The sequence below is a fragment of the Acidimicrobium ferrooxidans DSM 10331 genome, from assembly GCF_000023265.1.
GTDB lineage: Bacteria > Actinomycetota > Acidimicrobiia > Acidimicrobiales > Acidimicrobiaceae > Acidimicrobium > Acidimicrobium ferrooxidans.
Genome location: NC_013124.1, coordinates 1,375,008 through 1,393,422 on the forward strand (window position 1 = coordinate 1,375,008; position 18,415 = coordinate 1,393,422).

Annotated in this window: 15 protein-coding genes and 2 tRNA genes; 5 read left to right on the forward strand and 12 right to left on the reverse strand. The window is 67.3% G+C overall.

Translation table 11 applies throughout. From position 1 onward, the window contains the following. Positions 1-21: 21 nt before the first annotated feature. On the forward strand, positions 22-1,548 hold the full coding sequence (locus AFER_RS06800; protein ID WP_015798733.1) for an IS1182-like element ISAcfe2 family transposase: 1,527 nt from the start codon (positions 22-24) through the stop codon (positions 1,546-1,548). Positions 1,549-2,000: 452 nt separating this feature from the next. After that, positions 2,001-2,072: transfer RNA gene (locus AFER_RS06805), tRNA-Lys, on the forward strand. A gap of 299 nt (positions 2,073-2,371) precedes the next feature. Here AFER_RS06805 and AFER_RS06810 read toward each other — a convergent pair. After that, positions 2,372-3,037, reverse strand: a complete 666-nt coding sequence (locus AFER_RS06810) for a M15 family metallopeptidase (protein ID WP_015798734.1) — start codon at positions 3,035-3,037, stop codon at positions 2,372-2,374. Positions 3,038-3,098: 61 nt separating this feature from the next. Further along, the gene (locus AFER_RS06815) at positions 3,099-4,493 is read right to left on the reverse strand and encodes an APC family permease (protein WP_015798735.1); all 1,395 of its coding nucleotides are present in this window, start codon (positions 4,491-4,493) and stop codon (positions 3,099-3,101) included. A gap of 134 nt (positions 4,494-4,627) precedes the next feature. On the opposite strand from AFER_RS06815, the gene AFER_RS06820 reads away from it, so the two are divergent. Continuing rightward, entirely contained in the window at positions 4,628-5,422 is a 795-nt protein-coding gene (locus AFER_RS06820) for a FadR/GntR family transcriptional regulator (protein WP_015798736.1), read from the forward strand. 167 nt (positions 5,423-5,589) lie between these two features. Here the strand turns inward: AFER_RS06820 and AFER_RS06825 are convergent, their stop codons facing one another. From AFER_RS06825 to AFER_RS06855, 7 genes are all read right to left on the reverse strand, one after another. Next, entirely contained in the window at positions 5,590-6,756 is a 1,167-nt protein-coding gene (locus tag AFER_RS06825; RefSeq protein ID WP_015798737.1) for an ABC transporter ATP-binding protein, read from the reverse strand. Positions 6,757-6,764: 8 nt separating this feature from the next. Next, positions 6,765-8,405, reverse strand: coding sequence for an alpha-amylase family glycosyl hydrolase (locus tag AFER_RS06830; RefSeq protein ID WP_015798738.1), 1,641 nt, complete (start codon positions 8,403-8,405; stop codon positions 6,765-6,767). Between the two features lie 15 nt (positions 8,406-8,420). Continuing rightward, positions 8,421-9,260, reverse strand: a complete 840-nt coding sequence (locus AFER_RS06835; RefSeq protein WP_015798739.1) for a carbohydrate ABC transporter permease — start codon at positions 9,258-9,260, stop codon at positions 8,421-8,423. Then, positions 9,260-10,210: a carbohydrate ABC transporter permease gene (locus AFER_RS06840; RefSeq protein ID WP_015798740.1), complete on the reverse strand. Its 951-nt coding sequence runs from the start codon at positions 10,208-10,210 to the stop codon at positions 9,260-9,262. The genes AFER_RS06835 and AFER_RS06840 overlap by 1 nt, the downstream gene beginning before the upstream one ends. A gap of 138 nt (positions 10,211-10,348) precedes the next feature. Further along, positions 10,349-11,743, reverse strand: a complete 1,395-nt coding sequence (locus tag AFER_RS06845) for an ABC transporter substrate-binding protein (RefSeq protein WP_015798741.1) — start codon at positions 11,741-11,743, stop codon at positions 10,349-10,351. 63 nt (positions 11,744-11,806) lie between these two features. After that, the gene (locus AFER_RS06850; protein WP_015798742.1) at positions 11,807-12,940 is read right to left on the reverse strand and encodes a LacI family DNA-binding transcriptional regulator; all 1,134 of its coding nucleotides are present in this window, start codon (positions 12,938-12,940) and stop codon (positions 11,807-11,809) included. A gap of 689 nt (positions 12,941-13,629) precedes the next feature. Beyond that, entirely contained in the window at positions 13,630-14,088 is a 459-nt protein-coding gene (locus AFER_RS06855; protein ID WP_015798743.1) for a hypothetical protein, read from the reverse strand. Positions 14,089-14,170: 82 nt separating this feature from the next. Here AFER_RS06855 and AFER_RS06860 point away from each other — a divergent pair, with 82 nt between their 5' ends. Next, positions 14,171-15,178: a hypothetical protein gene (locus tag AFER_RS06860; protein ID WP_015798744.1), complete on the forward strand. Its 1,008-nt coding sequence runs from the start codon at positions 14,171-14,173 to the stop codon at positions 15,176-15,178. Positions 15,179-15,207: 29 nt separating this feature from the next. Further along, positions 15,208-15,284, forward strand: a tRNA-His gene (locus AFER_RS06865). A gap of 545 nt (positions 15,285-15,829) precedes the next feature. On the opposite strand, the gene cysE is transcribed toward AFER_RS06865, so the two are convergent. The 3 genes from cysE to AFER_RS06880 all read right to left on the reverse strand — a co-directional run bounded on the left by cysE (position 15,830) and on the right by AFER_RS06880 (position 18,348). After that, on the reverse strand, positions 15,830-16,447 hold the full coding sequence (gene cysE, locus AFER_RS06870; protein ID WP_015798745.1) for a serine O-acetyltransferase: 618 nt from the start codon (positions 16,445-16,447) through the stop codon (positions 15,830-15,832). Continuing rightward, positions 16,447-17,382, reverse strand: a complete 936-nt coding sequence (gene cysK, locus AFER_RS06875) for a cysteine synthase A (protein WP_015798746.1) — start codon at positions 17,380-17,382, stop codon at positions 16,447-16,449. The genes cysE and cysK overlap by 1 nt, the downstream gene beginning before the upstream one ends. Before the next feature lie 90 nt (positions 17,383-17,472). Continuing rightward, positions 17,473-18,348: an HhH-GPD family protein gene (locus AFER_RS06880; protein WP_171788964.1), complete on the reverse strand. Its 876-nt coding sequence runs from the start codon at positions 18,346-18,348 to the stop codon at positions 17,473-17,475. Positions 18,349-18,415 lie beyond the last annotated feature (67 nt).

Genomic DNA, 18,415 nt, shown 5'->3' on the forward strand with positions numbered 1-18,415 from the left:
CAGCTCAGCTAGACTTTTTGCATGCTGGGCACCGAATCAGACCAGGCACACCTCACCGCGACGGAGGCCTTCTGCTCCTCGCTCATCGAGCCAGGGTCCATCTACGCCTTCCTCGCCGAGCACCGCAGAGAGCTCTTCCCCGACGAGCGCTTCCGCCATCTCTACCCCTCCACGACCGGCAGACCCTCCATCCCCGCCTCGAGGGTGCTCGCGGTCATGGTGCTCCAGGTGCTCGAGGGGCTCTCGGACACCGAGGCGACAGAGCAGGTCCGCTACAACCTCCGCTGGAAGTACGCCCTTGGTCTTGATCTCGAGGACCCAGGCTTTCACCCCACGGTGCTCACCTACTGGCGCAGGCGCATCGCCACCTCCGAGACCCCAAGACTCATCGGCGAGCTCGTGGCCGAGGTGATCGGTGCCACGGGGGTGCTCAAGGGCAAGACGAAGCGCGTCGTCGACTCCACCGTGCTCGCCGATGCGGTTGCCACCCAAGACACCATGACCCAACTTGTCGCCCAGATCAACCGGGTACGCAGGCTGATCCCCGAACTACGCGACATTCCTCTGTCACCAGCGATCGACTACACCCGCGCAAAGCCTGCCATCGACTATCGGGACGAAGAGGCAGTGGTGCGCACGGTGAGTGCCCTCGTCGCCGATGCCACTGCCCACCTCGCCCATGCAGAGAAGCTCGCATCCCTCACCGAGCCACAGACCGAAGCCCTTGGTCTCCTTGGGCTCGTGGCGGGCCAAGACGTGGAGTGTGTCGATGCCAAGGAAGGTCGCTGGCGCATCGCGAGGCGGGTAGCCACAGACAGGGTCATCTCCACCGTGGACCCTGACGCTCGCCACGTCCACAAGTCCCGTGCCCGTGCCATCGATGGCTACAAGGGCCACGTGGCCGTCGAGCCAGACAGTGGCATCGTCACCGCTGCGACCATCACGAAGGGCACCGTGCCGGACGCAGCAGTGGCGAGCGAGCTCCTTCGTGACGAGGACGGCCCGCGCACGGTCTATGGCGACAGCGCCTATGCCACGAGCGAGGTCTCCAACGAGCTCGCCGCTCGTGGCCACGACGAGGTGATCAAGCCTCGGCCCCTTGCCATGGCGGTCCCTGGTGGCTTTACCATCGATGACTTCGTCGTCGAGGAGGGATGGGTCAGCTGTCCCCAAGGACACCGAGTACCCATCTCCGCCAAGGGTCGTGCTTCCTTTGTCAAGCACTGCACCGGCTGTCCGCTCCGGGATCGCTGCACGCGCTCGAAGCGAGGACGGGTCCTCACCTTCACCCCTGCCACCTGGCACGCAATCAGCCAGCGGGCGCACTTTGGGGACCCTGCCGTTCGTCTCGACTATCAGCGCACCCGACCGAACGTCGAGCGGATCCACGCACAGCTCAAACGCAAGCTCTCCGGCGCGAGGCTGCGCTACCTGGGGCTCGTGCGCAACCGACTCCACTTCGAGCTGCTCTGTGCCACCTGGAACCTGAAGGTGCTCCTTCGCCTGGGGCTCACCCGGGTGGGTGGTGGCTGGGTGCTTGCCACCTGAGAGGCGCTCGGGTCCTCTCCTCCTCGCCCCACAGGAGGGGCGAGGAGGAGAGGGTGAGGAGCGAGATGGGAACGGGTCAGCTGGGCTCGTTCCCGGGCTGGGTGGGCGTGCTCAGCCACCACCAGGGAGGGGCTTGTTCAGAGGGCTCCTAGCGCGACCCGCTCTGCTCGTGTCGCCGAGGTGCACTCGGCTTGCGTTCCGGCGTCGATGCTGCGCTGCGTAGACGTCATACGCGCGAGCGGCCCGATCCGGAGGTCATGCCACGACGGAGCTGGGCCGGGCCGAGACGAGCGGATCTCCGAGCGATCCGGCACCCCGACCCACCCCGGTGGCGTGCCGTCGGGGAGCACACGACCACGGCGCTCACCGGTCTGGAGCGAGCAGGCCACACCAAGCGAGCGGCCTGCCTGGCCCGTGAGCCGCAGGCCCCACCGCTATACTGGGAGGCCCGCGCGCCTCTAGCTCAACGGCAGAGCAACGGACTCTTAATCCGCAGGTTCTGGGTTCGAATCCCAGGGGGCGCACCGGCCGGTTGCACGCACGAGAGGCGTCTCGTGGCCGCGCCACACGTGTGCTGGGCTCAGCTGTGCCGAGATCTCAGCTGTGCCGAGATCTCAGATGTGCCGAGATCTCAGATGTGCCGAGATCTCAGATGTGCCGAGATCAAGTGTGCAGAACTCAAGTGTGCAGAGCTCGGTCCGCACCGTGAGGCGGCCTCCTCCATTCGGGTTCCACACTCCCCCGTCGGATGTGCCCGTCCGCTGCAGTCTCGGCCCAGCTCCCCAGGCGTCAAGGGCTCGGAGCGTCACTCGCCGTGCCATCGTCAGCGGTCGATCACGCCGTAGCGAGCCTCACCCGCACCGGTCATGAGTCCCCAGTACTGATCCCCCCACGACCAGTGCCACCACTCCGTCGGGTAGTTGACGAGCCCCACCGCCACGAGCACCGAGCGCAGCACGCTCCGCATGCGTCGTGCCTCTCGGCCAATGGTCTCGGCGTCGAAGAAGCATCGACCTGCGCTCTCCTCCGGACTCGCGTTCACCGCCGATCCCATGTCCACTTCCGCGCCGTCGGCTCCGACGAGCGTCAGGTCGACAGCCGCCCCGCAGCAATGCGGCGGGAATCCGTCCGGAGGCGCTACATAGCGGCTCGCCAGCAGACGAGTCCGCTCGGGATCTGCTCCCCGATTCGCCTCCAGGAGCTCTGCGTAGTACTCCTCGAAGTAGCGCCGCTGCAGCTCGCGGGACCGGAAGCCTTCGACGACCGCGAGGCGCAGTCCCTCGGGCAGTGCACGCGCCGCACGCACCAGGCGCTCCGCCAATCCCTCGCGCACGAACCGATGGTTGCCGGTCCCATCGTCGAGCCGATCGTCGATCACGATGAGATCGCGCTCGCCGAGGTCCACCAGCGGCTCGCCGCACTCACTGACGGGAACTTGCTGCACCGCCTGGTCGCCGATCAAGACCACACCAGGTGGCACGAGGCTCATCGCACCCACCTCGAGAGGACTTCTTCGTCGTCTCCCAGCACCGTGTGCATCGTGGCCACCCTCATGCGTGATCCTCAGGCATCGGCAGGTCCGCGACCGGCGCGCCTCCAAGCGTGCTCGCACCCCGACGCGCCAGTGTGACGACAACCCCGACGACCACGATGACCGCCGTGATGATGAGGTCGCCCTTCGACTGCTGACTCAACGCGAGCACGACGCCCCCGATCGCAACGACAGCAGGAACTGGCCACAGAGGCATACGGAAGACGCCACTCGAGCGCCGCTCGCGCACCCTGGCGACGAGTGCCGACACCGCAACCAGCAGGTAGATCGTCACGATGATCACGCCGGTGAAGGTGATGAGGTTGTTGAGCGACGTGAAGATCGCAAGGATGCCGTTGCCGACGAAGAGCACCAGAAACCCCCAAGTCGGAACCTTGGTGCGCGGTGAGACGTGGGCAAAGAAGCGGTTCAGCGCCGCAAGCGGCCACATCTCGTCACGTCCAGAGGCGTAGTAGATGCGCGCATAGGCAAGGTTACCCGCGAGACCAGTATCGAACATGGCGATGATCACCCCGACGAGCAGGATCTTCGCCCCCGTCGGACCCATGACGCGATCGGCAATCAACGAGAGTGGTGACGCGCTCTGTGCCGTGTGCGCCAGACCGTGGATGGCCAAGGTAGCAGCCACCACCGCGGCGAGTTCGAAGAGCACGCTGATGCCCACGGCAAGCAGCACGGCTCGAGGCAGGGCGCGACGATCCGTGGTCTCCTCGGCAAAGTAGAGCGGCCAGTCATAGCCGTTGTAAGCGAACAGGGCCGGAACGACGGCGATCAGCACGGCAGAGAGCCCGACCGTTCCGAGCACGCCCTTCGAACCGATCGGAACGACGGGATGGACGAGCAGGCGCCCCGGGAGCGCCGGGTGCGCAAAGGCCGCGATCGCAAAGACGGTGATCACCGCGAGCTCGAGCACCAGCATGGCGGCCGTCATCCAGCTGGTCGGTGAGATTCGATCGAGCGACAAGAGGGTGATGATCGCCATCATGGCGAACGCCGTCCAGTTCACCGGCAGCGCCGGTGCCAACGATTGAAGATACGTCGCCGCAGCAACGAGGATCGACGCGGTGACGACAACCCCGAGCACGAGGAAGAGCACGTTGACCACGCCGCCGCCGATCGGGCCGAGGGCTCGGCGAACGATCGTGTAGGCGCCCCCCGCAGAGGGAAACAGCGAGCCTACCTCCGCATAGCACAACGCCATCGCGATGGCGATGACCGCGCCGATGGCGAACGCCGCGACCACGCCGGTACCCGCAGTCGCGATACCGGCTCCGAACACCAAGAACACCGACGTCGTCGGCGAGATCGCCGCCACCGCGATGGCAAGCACGTTCATGGGACGCAGTGCACCTCGAGCCAAGCCCTGCCCGCCCCCCGTGCGCTCCCTCGTCATCACTCCCCCTCCTTCGTGGCACGTGGGACGATGGTAGCAAAGCGATGGCAGAATGGTCTGACCTTTCGTCCATTGTTCACGCTGCCGTGATCTGTCAGGTGCCACGAGGGCGCCGCCCGATACGATGATGCGACGTGGGCCGAGAGCATCAGGGGGCGGTTCCTCCCATCGCCGACGTCCGGGGCCACCTCGATCTCTCGCGAATCCTGCGACCTCAGAGCGCACCAGACCAGATCGCCGATCGGATCCTCGCCGCCATCGCCGTCGGCATTCTCTACCCCGGCGACCGGTTGCCGCCCGAACGCGAGCTCACCTCGCGCCTCGGCGTCTCGCGGGCCACGCTGCGCGAAGCCATCGGCCGCCTCGCCGCCTTCGGTGTTCTCGAGACCCGACGAGGGCGCGGGGGCGGGACCTTCGTGACTGGCGTGCATCGCGAGAGCGAGGAACGCGCAGCGCTCGAACGAGCCCTCGCGCCGATCAAGTCAACGCTCGAGGCACTCCTCGATTACCGCAACGTCGTCGAGCAGGCGCTGGCCCGTGCCGCTGCCGAGCGGCGCACCGATGACGATGTGGCTGCGATGCGCAGCGCCCTCGCCGCGTACGAGGACGCAGCGAGCGCCCAGGCTTCTCGCGCAGCCGATCGCGCGCTGCACGAGGCCATCGCTCGAGCGACCCACAACCCTCTCCTCGAACGCGCCAACGCAGAACTGTTCGAGGGGACGAACCTGGGCTTTGACTCCCATCCGTACTCGCCACAGCTCCATGCGAAGGCTCGCCAGCAACATCGCGCCATCGTGGACGCGATCGCACGACGCGACGTCATCGCGGCGGGCACCCTGACACACGAGCACTTCCTCGTGACCGGAACGTACCCGCTCATCGATCCGGACGAGCCCGATCACACCGCTGCGCGAGCCTCGACGGCCTGAGGCGCTCACCTCGGGGCGCGGCCAACCCCACGCTCGCGCGACAGCCTTCCCGCGCGGCACCGCCAGCACGGGCCGTCACGAAGGCCAACGCGCACCGATCGCCCCGCGCCAACGCGCGCGCGTCACGGACACGACCGCGATCGCGCCCGAGCGCGACGAAGGCCGGCTCACCCGATGGCGGCAGCGCTCGCGGGATCGAAGAAGTAGAGGCGCTCAGGATCGATGCCGATCCCGACCTGCTGACCGCTCTTCACCGACTGGTCGGCATCGATCCTCGCAATGGCCTCCGCCCCTCCACCGACGAGACCCGCCGCGGGTTCGAGATCTTCCTCGTCGACCTCGAGGCGATAGGGGGTCGCGTCTACCCGAACGTGCACGAGCTGTTCGTTCCCGAGCTCCTCGACCAGCTCGACCGTTGCCGCGAGTGAGTTCGGCTCGCCGACGCTGCCGAAACGGCCGAGCGCGTCGGGTCGCACCCCGACGATCACCGCACCACCGACGTGCGCCGCGATGGCCGGATGGGCGGCGAGAAACCGTTCGTCGAGGCCGATGCGCTGCGAACCGAGCATGAGAGCGACACCGTCGTCACGGACGAGGGATCCCTGAAAGAGGTTCATCGCGGGCGAGCCGATGAAGCCCGCGACGAACAGGTTCGCCGGGCGCTGGTAGAGGGTTTGGGGATCCGCGTACTGCTGGAGCTGGCCGCGGTGCAAGACCGCGACCCGATCGCCCATCGTCATCGCCTCCACCTGGTCGTGGGTGACATAGAGCGCGGCGACACCGATCCTGCGCTGGATGCGAAGGACCTCGGCGCGCATCTGGACGCGAAGCTTCGCATCCAGGTTGGAGAGCGGCTCGTCCATGAGGAACACATTCGGCTCACGCACGATCGCTCGCCCCATCGCGACGCGCTGGCGCTGACCGCCCGACAGCTGCGACGGCTTGCGGTCGAGCAACGGCTCGAGTCCGAGGACATGCGCGGCCTCGCGCACTCGCCGCTCACGCTCGCCGCTCGGAACCTTGGCCAGCTTCAGTGCGAAGCCGATGTTCTCCTCCACCGTCATATGGGGATAGAGCGCGTAGTTCTGGAAGACCATGGCGACATCGCGCTCCTTCGGCGACAGATCGTTGACGACCCGATCGCCGAAGCGGATGGTGCCCGAACTCACCTCCTCGAGGCCCGCCACCATGCGCAGCGTCGTGGTCTTGCCACACCCCGAGGGGCCGACGAGCACCACGAACTCGCCGTCCTCGATCGCCAGTGACAGATCATCGACCGCCACGACACCGTTCGCATAGCGCTTCGTGACACCGTCGATCGTGATGCTTGCCATGGACCCTCCTACGACGCGGACGACTCGTCCAGATCGACCACAACCACCTCGCTCGAGGCGAGCTGGAGCGTGCCCCCCACGCGCTCGCTCCCGCGTCGCCGAGTTCCAACGAGCACACGCCCGCCATCCACGTCGACGGTCCGGTCGCCGTCGGCAAGGTTGACGTAGACCTCCGTCTGCGTTCCTCGTCGAAAGCGAAGGACACCCTCGGGCGCATCGAGGAAACGAATCCCGCCAACGACGAGGTCCTCACGTGCACGCCGCGACGCGATGATCGCCTTCGTGCGCGCAAGCACCGAGGTCGGATCGGCGAGCTGCTCCTCGACGCTCGGATCGTCACCGAAGGGCAGCCACGGCTCGACCGAGGGCGCCGTGAACCCGGCGCCAGGTCCTGGTTGCCATCGGATAGGGGTGCGGCAAGGGTCGCGCGAGACGTTGCCACCATCGGCATGCTGGCCCATGGGGTCGCGGACGCGCTCGGGCGGCACCGAGCCATCGCGCATGCCAAGTTCGTCACCGGCGTAGAGCAACGCCGCGCCCGGCAGGAGGAGGATCAGGGCGACCAGCGCGAGCGCTCGCTCTCGGTCGCCATGAGCCCAGCGGGTTGCGAGCCTGGAGACGTCGTGATTCGAACCCGTCCAGAGCGGGATCGCTCCCACCGGCAGCGCGGCGATCGTCGTCTCGATCACCCGACGCAGCGAAGATGCATCTGGCTCGGACGCCATGAACCCCACGTTCAGGCACAGATCGAGTTCGGGCGCCTCCGCCGAGCCGTAGTAGCGAGCGAGTTCGATGGGATCGAGGACCCAGGTTTCGCCGAGCAACACGCGGGCCGGTTCCCACTTGGCCACCAGCTCATGCCACCGACGGTAGATCTCGTGCACCTCCGGGCGATTGGCCGAGTAGCGCTTCAGCTTCCCTGCCCAGGCGATCCACGGATGCGTGCCGGGAGGGGCCGGAGGATCGTCGCGCCCCAAGGCGTCCTTCACGAGCCCGTGCGCCACGTCGATGCGAAACCCGCCGACGCCTCGCTCCAGCCACTCCTCGAGGATCGCTTCGAAGGCGGCGCGTACCTCGGGGTTCCACCAGTTGAGATCGGGCTGGGTCGGGAGGAAGTTGTGGAGGTAGTACTGGCCAGAGGCGGGATCGAGCGTCCACGCGGACGACCCTGTGGCATCGACCCAGTTGTTCGGCGGCCCACCATCGGCGCGCGGCTCGGCGAACACGTACCACGCACGTCTCGGGCTCGACGGATCAGCAAGCGCCTCTTGGAACCACGGATGCTGATCGCTGGTGTGGTTCGGCACGAGATCGATGAGCACCCGCAGACCTCCTGCCTCGGCATCGGCCATGAGTCCCCGAAAGGCCGCCTCACCGCCGAGTGCCGGGTCGACCACGTCGTAGTCGGCGACGTCGTAGCCCCAGTCGGTCCGTGGGCTCGGCATGATCGGTGACAGCCAGATCGCATCGACCCCGAGCGTCCGGAGGTAGTCGAGTCGCTGGCGTAGACCGCCGAGGTCTCCGAGACCGTCGCCGTCGCTGTCGGCAAACGACCACACGTACACCTGATAGAGCAGGCCCCCGGCCCACCAGCGTCCTCCGGCCCGCGCTGCCGCGAGCGTCGCACCAAGTTCGTCCACCGAGTCCATTCGCGCCGATGCCTCCTAACCCTTCACCGCGCCAGCCGTCAACCCTGAGACCACCCACTTACGAAAGACGAACACGAGGATCCCGATCGGTACGATCGCCACGACAGCGGCCGCGAAGATCGTACCGAAGGGAATCACCGTCGGCGATCCGAAGAGCGCGATGCCCACCGGAATGGTCCGATAGCTGTTGGAGCTATCGAAGGTGAGCGCCATGAGGAACTCCGTCCAGCAGGCCGTGAAGGTGAAGATCCCTGCGGTGAAGACCCCTGGGAGCGCCTGCGGCAGGATCACCGACCAGACGGTGCGCAGCGTGGATGCGCCGTCGACCCGGGCAGCCTCTTCCATCTCATGGGGGATGCCGAGGAAGTAGTTCCGCAAGATCCACACCGCAAAGGGAAGGTTGAACGCCGTGTAGGGGACGATGAGGGCCTGATAGCTGTTCAGCCAATTGAGCTGGCGCAGCACCAGATACAGCGGCGGCACCACCGCGATCTCGGGGAAGACCGAGATCATGAGCAGGACCACGAGCACCACCGCGACCCCGCGCATGGGCAGCCGACCGAACGCGTAGCCCGCGAGCGTCCCGAGCACCAGCACGAGCGCGGTGGCTCCCAGCGTGACGATGACCGAATTGAGCACGTAACGCCCGAAGCCGTAGTGGACGAACGCACTCTGGTAGTTCGCCAGCGAGATCGGATTCGGGATGTACTGCGTAGGCGAAGCCCCGATGTTCACGGGGGTCTTCAACGACGATGCGAGCAGCCAGTACAGCGGTGCCGCGATCAAGACCACGACGAGTGCCACGGTAGCCCACCGCCCGACCCGGGCGAGGGGACGTTGGCGACGAGCACCCATCACGCCTCCTTCGCCGCGCCGACTTGGGCGCGGAAGACTCGCAGGAACACGATGCAACCAGCCAGCACGAGCGCGGTCGTCGTGGTCGCAATGGCCGCACCCGGTCCGAAACTCACATCCTCGAACATCACCTTGTAGCCGAGCAGCGCGAGCGACGTCGTCGACGTCCCAGGTCCCCCGCCGGTCAGCACGAAGGGAAGGTCGAACAGCCCGAAGGCCTGGAGTATACGAAACAGCGTCGCGATCGCGAGCGTCGGCCGCAGGAGCGGGAAGGTGATGCGCCAGAACGTCGTCCAGCCCGAAGCGCCGTCGATCTGGGCCGCCTCGAAGACGTCCTCCGGCAGCATCACGAGACCCGCGAGCACGATGATCCCGACGAACGGCGTCGTCTTCCAGATGTCCGCCACCATCATCGAGATGATCGCAGGAGTCGGCGTCCCGAGGAACAGCGGATGGCCAAGCCCGACCGCCTGGAACAAGGCGTCGGCCACGCCGTAAGTCCCCTGGTAGATGTAGCCCCACAGCTCGGCCGAGATCACCGTGATCATCGACCAGGGCAGGAGCAAGAGGGCCATGAAGAGCCCTCGGCCCTTCGTCAACCGCGCCGCCACGAGTGCGATCAGCGTGCCGAGCACGACCTCGACGAAGACCGTGATCACGGTGTAGCCGACCGTGAACTCGAGGGCGTAGCGCCATACGGCAGCGTGGACGATCTCGCTGTAGTTGGCGCCCGTCGCGCCGCCGAGCTGGAAGCCCGCGCCGGTCACGTTGACGTTGGAGAGACTGAGCACGATGGAGAACACGATCGGGAAGACCGTGACCGCGCCGATGACGACGAGCGCCGGAGCAGACAGCCACCACCCTGCTCGAGCCAGGCCTCGACGAGCACGATGGTCGTCCGACCGTTGTGCGGGTGCGGTCCGAGGCGGGACCGCGATACCAGCGACCATAGAACTACCTCCCCGGCGGCACCGATGGCCGACGATCGACCTCACAAACCTCGACAGCCTGGCGTCGGATGCGCCAGCGCGGATGGAGCTCGCCCGGGAGGCCCGAGCAACGGGACCCTCCCGGGCGAGGAGCGACGACTAGATGCCGCCAGCGAGCGCCGTGTTGATCTGCGACGCCGCAGTCTTCAAGGCAGCGCTCGGGCTCATCGACCCCGCCAGGGCCGCGTTCACGTTGGTGTAAATCGCCGAGGACACCTGCGGGTAGTTCGGCGTGCCCGCGGGCCGCGGCACGAGCCGCGTCTCGGCAGCCACCTTGATCGGGGGTGCGATCGACGGGTCCTTCGCGAGCGCGAGCCGCACCGACTCGACCGTCGGGATCTCCGAGTAGGTCTTGCCGAGGATGTCCTGAGCCTGTGTCGAGGACATCCACTTGATGAAGACCAGGTCGGCGGCGAGGTTCTTCGAGTGCGGGTTGATGTAGAGGTTCCAGCCGCCGATGTTCGAGTACCCGGGATAGGACTCGCCCTGGAAGGTCGGCAACGGGGCGACACCCACATCACCGACGACCTTCGAGTCCGATGGGGTCTGGGAGTTGGCCCACGCATAGTCCCAGTTGCGCAGGAAGGCCGCCTGACCCGAGTCGAAGACCGCCATCGCCTGAGGCTCTTCGAAGGTCGTGACGGCCGCAGGCGACGCGCCCGAGGTGATCAAGCTGCGCATGAACGTGAGCGCGCGCAACGCCGCCGGCGAGTCGATGGTGGCCTTCGTATAGGAGCTGTTCACGACGCTGCCGCCAGCGCTCGTGAGGTACTCCATGAAGTCACAGGTCAACCCCTCGTAGCTGTTGCCCTCCCAGACGAAGCCGTACTTGACCGCGTTGTCATGGACCAGCGTCACAGCATCGCTCTCGAGCTGCTCCCAGGTCTTCGGGACCGGGAGATGATACTTGGCGAGCAGGTCCTTGCGGTAGTAGAGGAAGCCCTCGTCCTCGAACAGTGGCGATCCGTACACCTTGCCCTTGTAGGTCGCGCCTTGCACGAGACCGGGGGCGAACTTCGCCCAGTAGCTCGACGGCAAATAGTTCGACAGTGGGACGGCGAAGCCATGCGCCCCGAACTCGGCCGGCCAGATGACGTCACCCATGAACACGTCGGGCGTCGACGCACCACCGGAAATGGTGTTGACGAGATCCGCACGGTTGGTGTCGGTGTTGGTGGGTGCACTCACCAAGTTGACGTGAATCTTGGGATAGGCCTTCTCGAAGGCGCGGATCAGCGCGGCGCGGATTCCTACCTGCGCAATGGGGCTCGCCCACCAGGTGATCGTGCCGTGCGCACTGGATAGATTGACGCCAGACGTCGTCGACGAGGTCGACGAGGTCGTCGACGACGACCCGCAGGCAGCGAGCAGCGCCATCGACCCTGCGAGAACGACACCGACGGCACCGGAGCGCCGCAGTCGCCGCCGACTCCGTGTCGTCTGCTGGCCCTCGGTCGCCCTCGCGAACTCGTGTCGGTTGGTTCCGTGACTCATACGTATCCCCCTGTCTCACTCCCGGCGCGCGGTCGTGGCCGCGCGCCATCCTGACACGTCTTCCTACGTCCTCGAACCGCTCGTCACCGCTCGACGCGGCGCGGTCTGCACACCTGCACCTCCTCTCCGATTGCCGTTGCGATCGCCCCGGACCCGACGATCCGCGCTCAACCCCGACGACTCGTCAGGCGACACCTGGCGTCGTACTGGCCCCGTCGTTCCGCGAACGATGACCTCGAGCGGCAGCCATACACGGCCGCCGTCGACGGGCTCGCCATGGAGCCATGCGGCAAGTACCCCTGCTGCCCAGGCACCACTCCCCTCGAGCGGCTGACGAACCGTCGTGAGTCCGATCACCTCGGCGAGCTCGATGTCGTCGAAACCCACGATGGAGAGGTCGTCGGGCACGCGCAGGCCGAGCTCCGCCGCCGTACGAAGGACCCCCATCGCCTGGACGTCCGAGGCAACCGAGACCGCCGTCGGCGGCGAGCCGCTCGCGAGCAGCGACCGCACGCTCGCCGCAGCTTCGGCGACGCCGAAGGGAGGATGGCGAACCCAAGCACGCCGCAAGGTCAAGCCCGCCTCATTGAGGACCTGCCGCACGCCTCGCTCGCGCTCCGCGCTCGCAGAGAAGCCCATGCCGACGGCCGGCCGATCCCCGACGAAGCCGATGCGCTCGTGACCGAGCGAGACGAGGTGCGAGGCAGCGAGTCGTCCACCGAGCACGTTGTCGATGACGACCGACGGCCAACCAGGGGCATCGTGGTCGACGCTCACGACGAGTCCACCGCGCTCACGCAGTCGCGATGACCACGCATCAGGCACCTCGATCGAGATCGCCACGATCGCGTCGGCGACACCCTCTCCGACCAGGACCGCAAGGGCGCGTTCGCGCTGGTGAGGATCGGCAACGTCCACGAGGACGGGGTCGAGGCCGAGCGGTGCGAGCGCCTTGATGAGGCCACGCACACGCTCGACGACCGATGCCTGGGTCACGCCGCTCACCAGCACGCCCACGACGTTCGACTCACGGCGCCGCAGCGAACGAGCGGCTCGACTGGGCCGAAACCCGAGGTCACGGATCGCGTCCTCGACGTGGCGACGGGTGACGTCGGCCACCGGGCCGGAACCGTTGACCACGCGTGAGACCGTCGCGATGCCAACGCCCGCCTGACGGGCGACATCGCGAATGGTCACGCGATGATTCCGCGCCCCGAGACGCCCACCGCGAGCGGTGGAACCGTTTCCACGCACACCCAGATTGTGCGTCGCAGCCATCGCGCCGTCAAGGAATTGCCTGGCTCCGCCTCAGGCTGTGCTCAGGAATCGAGCCAGGCACCTGCCTCGTTCGCCCACGCGCCCAAGTCCACGGATCTGGGCGCGCGCTGCGCGACACCGAGGCGCGAGGCCTCATCCGGCCTCGCCGCCACCAGAGCTCGCGACGACGCATGCCCCACGCGCTGCACGACGAGTGGTGCTCGCGCGCCGTCGCGCATCGGCCCTCTCGACGCACCGGGTGCGCGAGCACAGCCGAACCGCTTTCGCAGCCGCCGATGCCCCGACCGACGATCAACGATCGGCCGACAGGCCCGAGATGACGCTACCCCCGGTACCTCGTGGTAGCGGGGGTAGCCATGCATCCGAGAGGGAATGGAGAAGGACTAGCGCCGGAAGAATCCCCGGCCGCCGGAGGAGGAGCCGCATTGGCACCGATCTTCCGGCGGAATGTGTCCGAGAACCTGCTCAACATGCTGGCCGCAGCCAGACCAGGTCGGACGCTTGCACTGTGGACAGGTCACCGCTCTGCACATACCCAATAGGGTATCACGTCTTCGAGGACATCCGGCCCCGATACCGCACGATTCGCCCGCGCGGTCGTCTCGGCGTCAGCGCCCCTCGAGCTTGGCCAGCACGCGACGCGCACGCTCGCGTGCCCCGATCGAGCTCACGACCGCGACGGACGCGACGAGCACCATCACGACCCCGAGCACGACGAACGCGATGCTCGGCCAGCGAGCAAGGATCACGCCGGCCGCAACCAGCACGGTGCCCACAGCAGCGCCGAAAGGCACGGGTTGCGCGACGACGCGATAGGCCTGCTCACGCACCAGGGGCTCGAGCTCGCGCGGCACGGGCCCACGGCGCAGCGCAAGGAGCACGGCAGCTCGCTGCGAGCGGTCGAGTTGACGGAACGACTGCAGCGCCGTCCGCAGACGCAGATCGCGGCGAGATGTCGTCCGGAGCCGGACGAGATCGACGACGATGCCTGCGAAGCCGACGATGGTGAGGACCAGCCCAACGAAACCGACGACCCCCGTCGCCGCGCGAGCGACCGCTGCGACCATGAGCACCTCCCGTTGCGCGAGGCTAGCGCTGCGGATCGCCGCAGCACTCCTACACTCACGGCGTGGCCCGGGCGAGGAGACCGTGACGACCGCAGCGACCGCACTGGTCGTCCTCGATCTTGCTCAACTCATCGCCATCTCCGTCGTGGCCGTCACCGCGCGTCCCCTCGGCAACGTGGGCCGACGGGCTCTCATGCTCTGGCGTGGGTTCGCCTGGATCGCCCTCGCCGCCGCCACCGCCATCGCCACGGCTTCACTCCTCGCGTCGCACCATCGAGCAGCCCCGATCGGCGTCCCGACGCTCGCCGTCGACGAGACGTTCGTCGCCGCGGCGCTCGTCGCCACCGCAACTGGTCTCGCGCCGAACCTTCGACGGAGCGCGACCTGGCTCGCCGCACTCGGAGCGGCTGCAAGCGCGGGCGGCATCCTCGCCCTCGTCCCTATCCCGCTACTTGTCATCTGGCCGGTCGTCACCTTCCCGGTCGCCGTCGCGATCGCCGCGCTCTGGCGTCTTCCGCGCCGCTGGCCCCGACCGCTCCGGGGAGCGCTCGTCGCCGTGGCGGCGATCGGCCTCGTGGTCAGCTTCCTCCTGCATCCGCCCCCCGTCTCCCTCGAGATCGCCGGAACGCCCCAACACACCTTCACGATCGCCGCACCCGCTGCGCAACGTGCCTCCATCGAGACGCTGTCGAGCGGGGTGCTGACCGACACCGAGCACACCGCCCAGCGATCGGTGACGCTGTCGCTCGCGGGCGTCTTCGACGCTTCTCGACCGAACTTCCACCAGGTCGTGAACGTCGCTATCCGACTCGTCGGCCGACCCGCCCTGCATCTCGTCGTCGACGCAGCGGGCATCCCCCAACCCAACGGCGCACTCGCGCTCGTGCACTCGCGCATCTCGCTCCAGACCGGGCGCCGGTTCCTCCGCGGCGTCGGACACCTCACGACCTTCGCCCCCGATGCCCTCATCGGCACACTCGGCATCGATCATCATGCCTGGTCGATACTCGTCAGCCTGGATCCCATCGGCGACGGTACCACTCGAGCAACCGTGACGCTGTGGCCCTCGGTCGGCCTGCACCTCTCCTGAGCGCCGCCAGGTAGGCTATCGCCCACTCGGTGACCGTAGCTCAGCTGGTTAGAGCGCCAGATTGTGGCTCTGGAGGTCGGGGGTTCGAATCCCCTCGGTCACCCCATCTCGCCCGCCGACACGATCCCCCAGGACCTGCGACGACTCACGGCGACGTGGTCGCGTCGCGCATGCCGCAACCGCGGGACGGCGCTCCTGCACGGGGGGCGCTGGTGTGAGGCGTCGTCTACTCCCAGAGCATGTCGCTCCCAGAGGATATTGTTCCCAGCGGATATTGTTCCCAGCGGATATTGTTCCCAGCGGATATTGTTCCCAGCGGATATTGTTCCCAGCGGATATTGTTCCCAGCGGATATTGTTCCCAGCGGATATTGTTCCCAGCGGATATTGTTCCCAGCGGATATTGCCCCCAGAACGTAGGGCCCCGAGGCGATGTAGCAGTCGGACCGTGCCGCGTGAGACAACTATTGGGCCGACGTTGGAGCCTCTCTGTGCCGATGTCCCCGAACCGACGACCCTCACAAGTCGCTGCACGGTCGCGAGCACTCTCGCGACACCGACCTCACCCGCGTTCTGGCCGCATCGTCCTCGGGCGCTCACGCCACACGATCTCGAGGGCGTCAGGGAGCTGCGCCAGCTCGAGGGGACGAGCTCAAATGGAGAAGTCGATGACGCTCTCGGACTGCTCGGCGAGTCCCGGGAGCACCGTGATGGTACCCTCGGGGGTCGTTCCCTCGATCGTGGAACACAGGCGGGGGTCGCGACGGACGACCCGCGCCGGCGCACCGACGACGACGGCGTGTGACGGCATCGACTCGAGGACCACGGCGTTTGCACCGACGTGGGTGTCGTGGCCGATCTCGACCGGCCCGAGGATCTTCGCGCCCGCACCGACGACCACGCGATCGCCCAGGGTCGGATGACGCTTGCCGTGCTCGAGACTACGACCCCCGAGCGTCACACCGTGATACAGCGTGACGTCCTCGCCGACCTCGGCCGTCTCCCCGATGACGACACCGGTCGCGTGATCGATGAAGAGGCCTGCACCGATGCGAGCTGCAGGGTGAATCTCGACACCTGTGCGCCGCCGCAGCCAGTAGGACAACCACCGGGCTCCGAACCGATGGCCGCGCTCCCAGAGTCGATGGGCCAGGCGATACCCCCACACCGCATGGACGCCTGGATAGAGCAACGCGACTTCGATGCGCGAACGAGCCGCAGGGTCCCGGTGGAGCGCCGCGTCGAGGTCGCGGCGCATCTCGTTCAGCATCACGCGTCCGCCAAGTCGGCGAAGAGCGGCGTCGAGAGGTACCGCTCCCCGAAGGACGGGATGATGACGGCGATGAGCTTGCCCGCCGACTCGGGCCGCTGTGCTACGCGCCGCGCCGCAGCCACGGCTGCGCCGGACGAGATCCCGACGAGCAGGCCCTCTTCGCGCGCCATCCGCCGAGCCATCTCGAAGGCCTCATCGTTCGTCACCTGGACGACTTCGTCGACGACCGTTGCGTCATAGGTCCCGGGGACAAAACCGGCCCCGATCCCCTGGATCGGGTGCGGTCCCTTCTGGCCACCCGAGAGCACGGGAGAAGCCGCGGGTTCGACGGCGATCAGCTGCAGCGAGGGTCGCCGTGGCTTGAGCGCCTGACCGATGCCGGAGATCGTTCCACCCGTGCCAACGCCCCCGACCACCACGTCGATCGCGCCGTCAGTGTCCCGCCAGAGCTCCTCGGCGGTCGTGGCTCGATGGATCGCGGGATTCGCCGGATTCTCGAATTGCTGGAGCATGACGTAGTCAGGGTGCTCCTTGACGAGCTGTTCCGCCCTGGCGATGGCGCCGCCCATACCTTCGGGACCCGGCGTGAGCACCAGTTCGGCGCCGAAGGCACGCAGCAGCATCCTGCGCTCGCGACTCATCGTCTCGGGCATGGTCAAGATGCACCGGTAACCGCGTGCGGCGGCGACCATGGCGAGCGCGATACCGGTATTGCCACTCGTCGGCTCGACGATGGTCGACCCGGGCTTGAGGCGCCCCTCGCGCTCGGCCGCGTCGATCATGGCCACGCCGATGCGATCTTTCACGCTGTTGGCAGGGTTGTAGAACTCGAGCTTTGCGACGACGGTGGCCCCCGCCCCGTCGATCACGCGGTTGAGTCGTACGAGCGGAGTATTGCCGACCAGCTTGGTGACGTCCTCAGCGATACGCACGCGTCCCTCCTATCGCAGAGCCTGCACATGCTCTAACGCCAAGCCTAGCCAATAATTCCGATCTGTTCTATCGACTTTGTGCGCGGTGGGTCAGCGAGGTCGCTCCGGGACCCACCACCGTTCCTGTCCGTCGGTCTCGACGAGGCCATCGGCACGCAGCCCTCGCAGCGCCGCTTCGAGGCGATGGTCGTCGACACCCGAGTGTCGCTCGAGGTCGCGCAGGCTCTGGGGACCGGCGAGGAGTGCTCGCAGGACACGGGCCCGGGCCTCACGAAGCGAACCGACATACGGACCCTGCCGATGCCGCGACACCCACGGATCAGTGAGTCCCTCTCGGTGGGTTCGACACGACCGGCGTAGCTCGCACGCATCGCACTGTGGCGCCGCTCGGCACCGCAACGCGCCGACGTCGAAGACTGCCTGCGTCAGCCGATCGGCGTCGCATCCGTTCACCAGCTCGCACCCGACCTGCTCGAGGATCGAGTCGGATGCGGGCGCGCCGAGGAGCGCGCGCACCAGGACCCGACGCGCGTTCGTGTCGATCGGGAGAGCGGCGAGCCCACCGCACTGAACCGCAACGGCGCGGGCGACGTAGCGCCCCACCCCAGGCAACGCCCGCAGCGCGTCCTCTCCGACGGGGCAGGCGCCGGCCCACGTCTCCACGATCACCACGGCGGCGCGCCACAGGCGCTCGGCCCGCCGGTAGTAGCCAAGTCGTCCCCACGACTCGAGCGCAGCGACGAGTCCGCCGTCTGCAAGCGCGCGTGGCGTCGGGAAGCGCTCGATGAAGGCGACGAAGGTCTCTTCGACCCTCGCAACTTGGGTCTGCACCAACATGGTCTCCGCAACCAAGACGTGCCACGGATCGCACGGTCGCGCCCGCCAGGGCAGCGGGCGCAGGTCGACCTGCCCGAGGTCCCGACGCAGGGCTTCGAGCCGTGACTCGTCGAGGCTGTCTCCAGGCACACCAACCACGGTAGAAGAAGCACGGACCCGACACGAGCTCGCACGCGCCCGCTGACGGGTCCTCGAG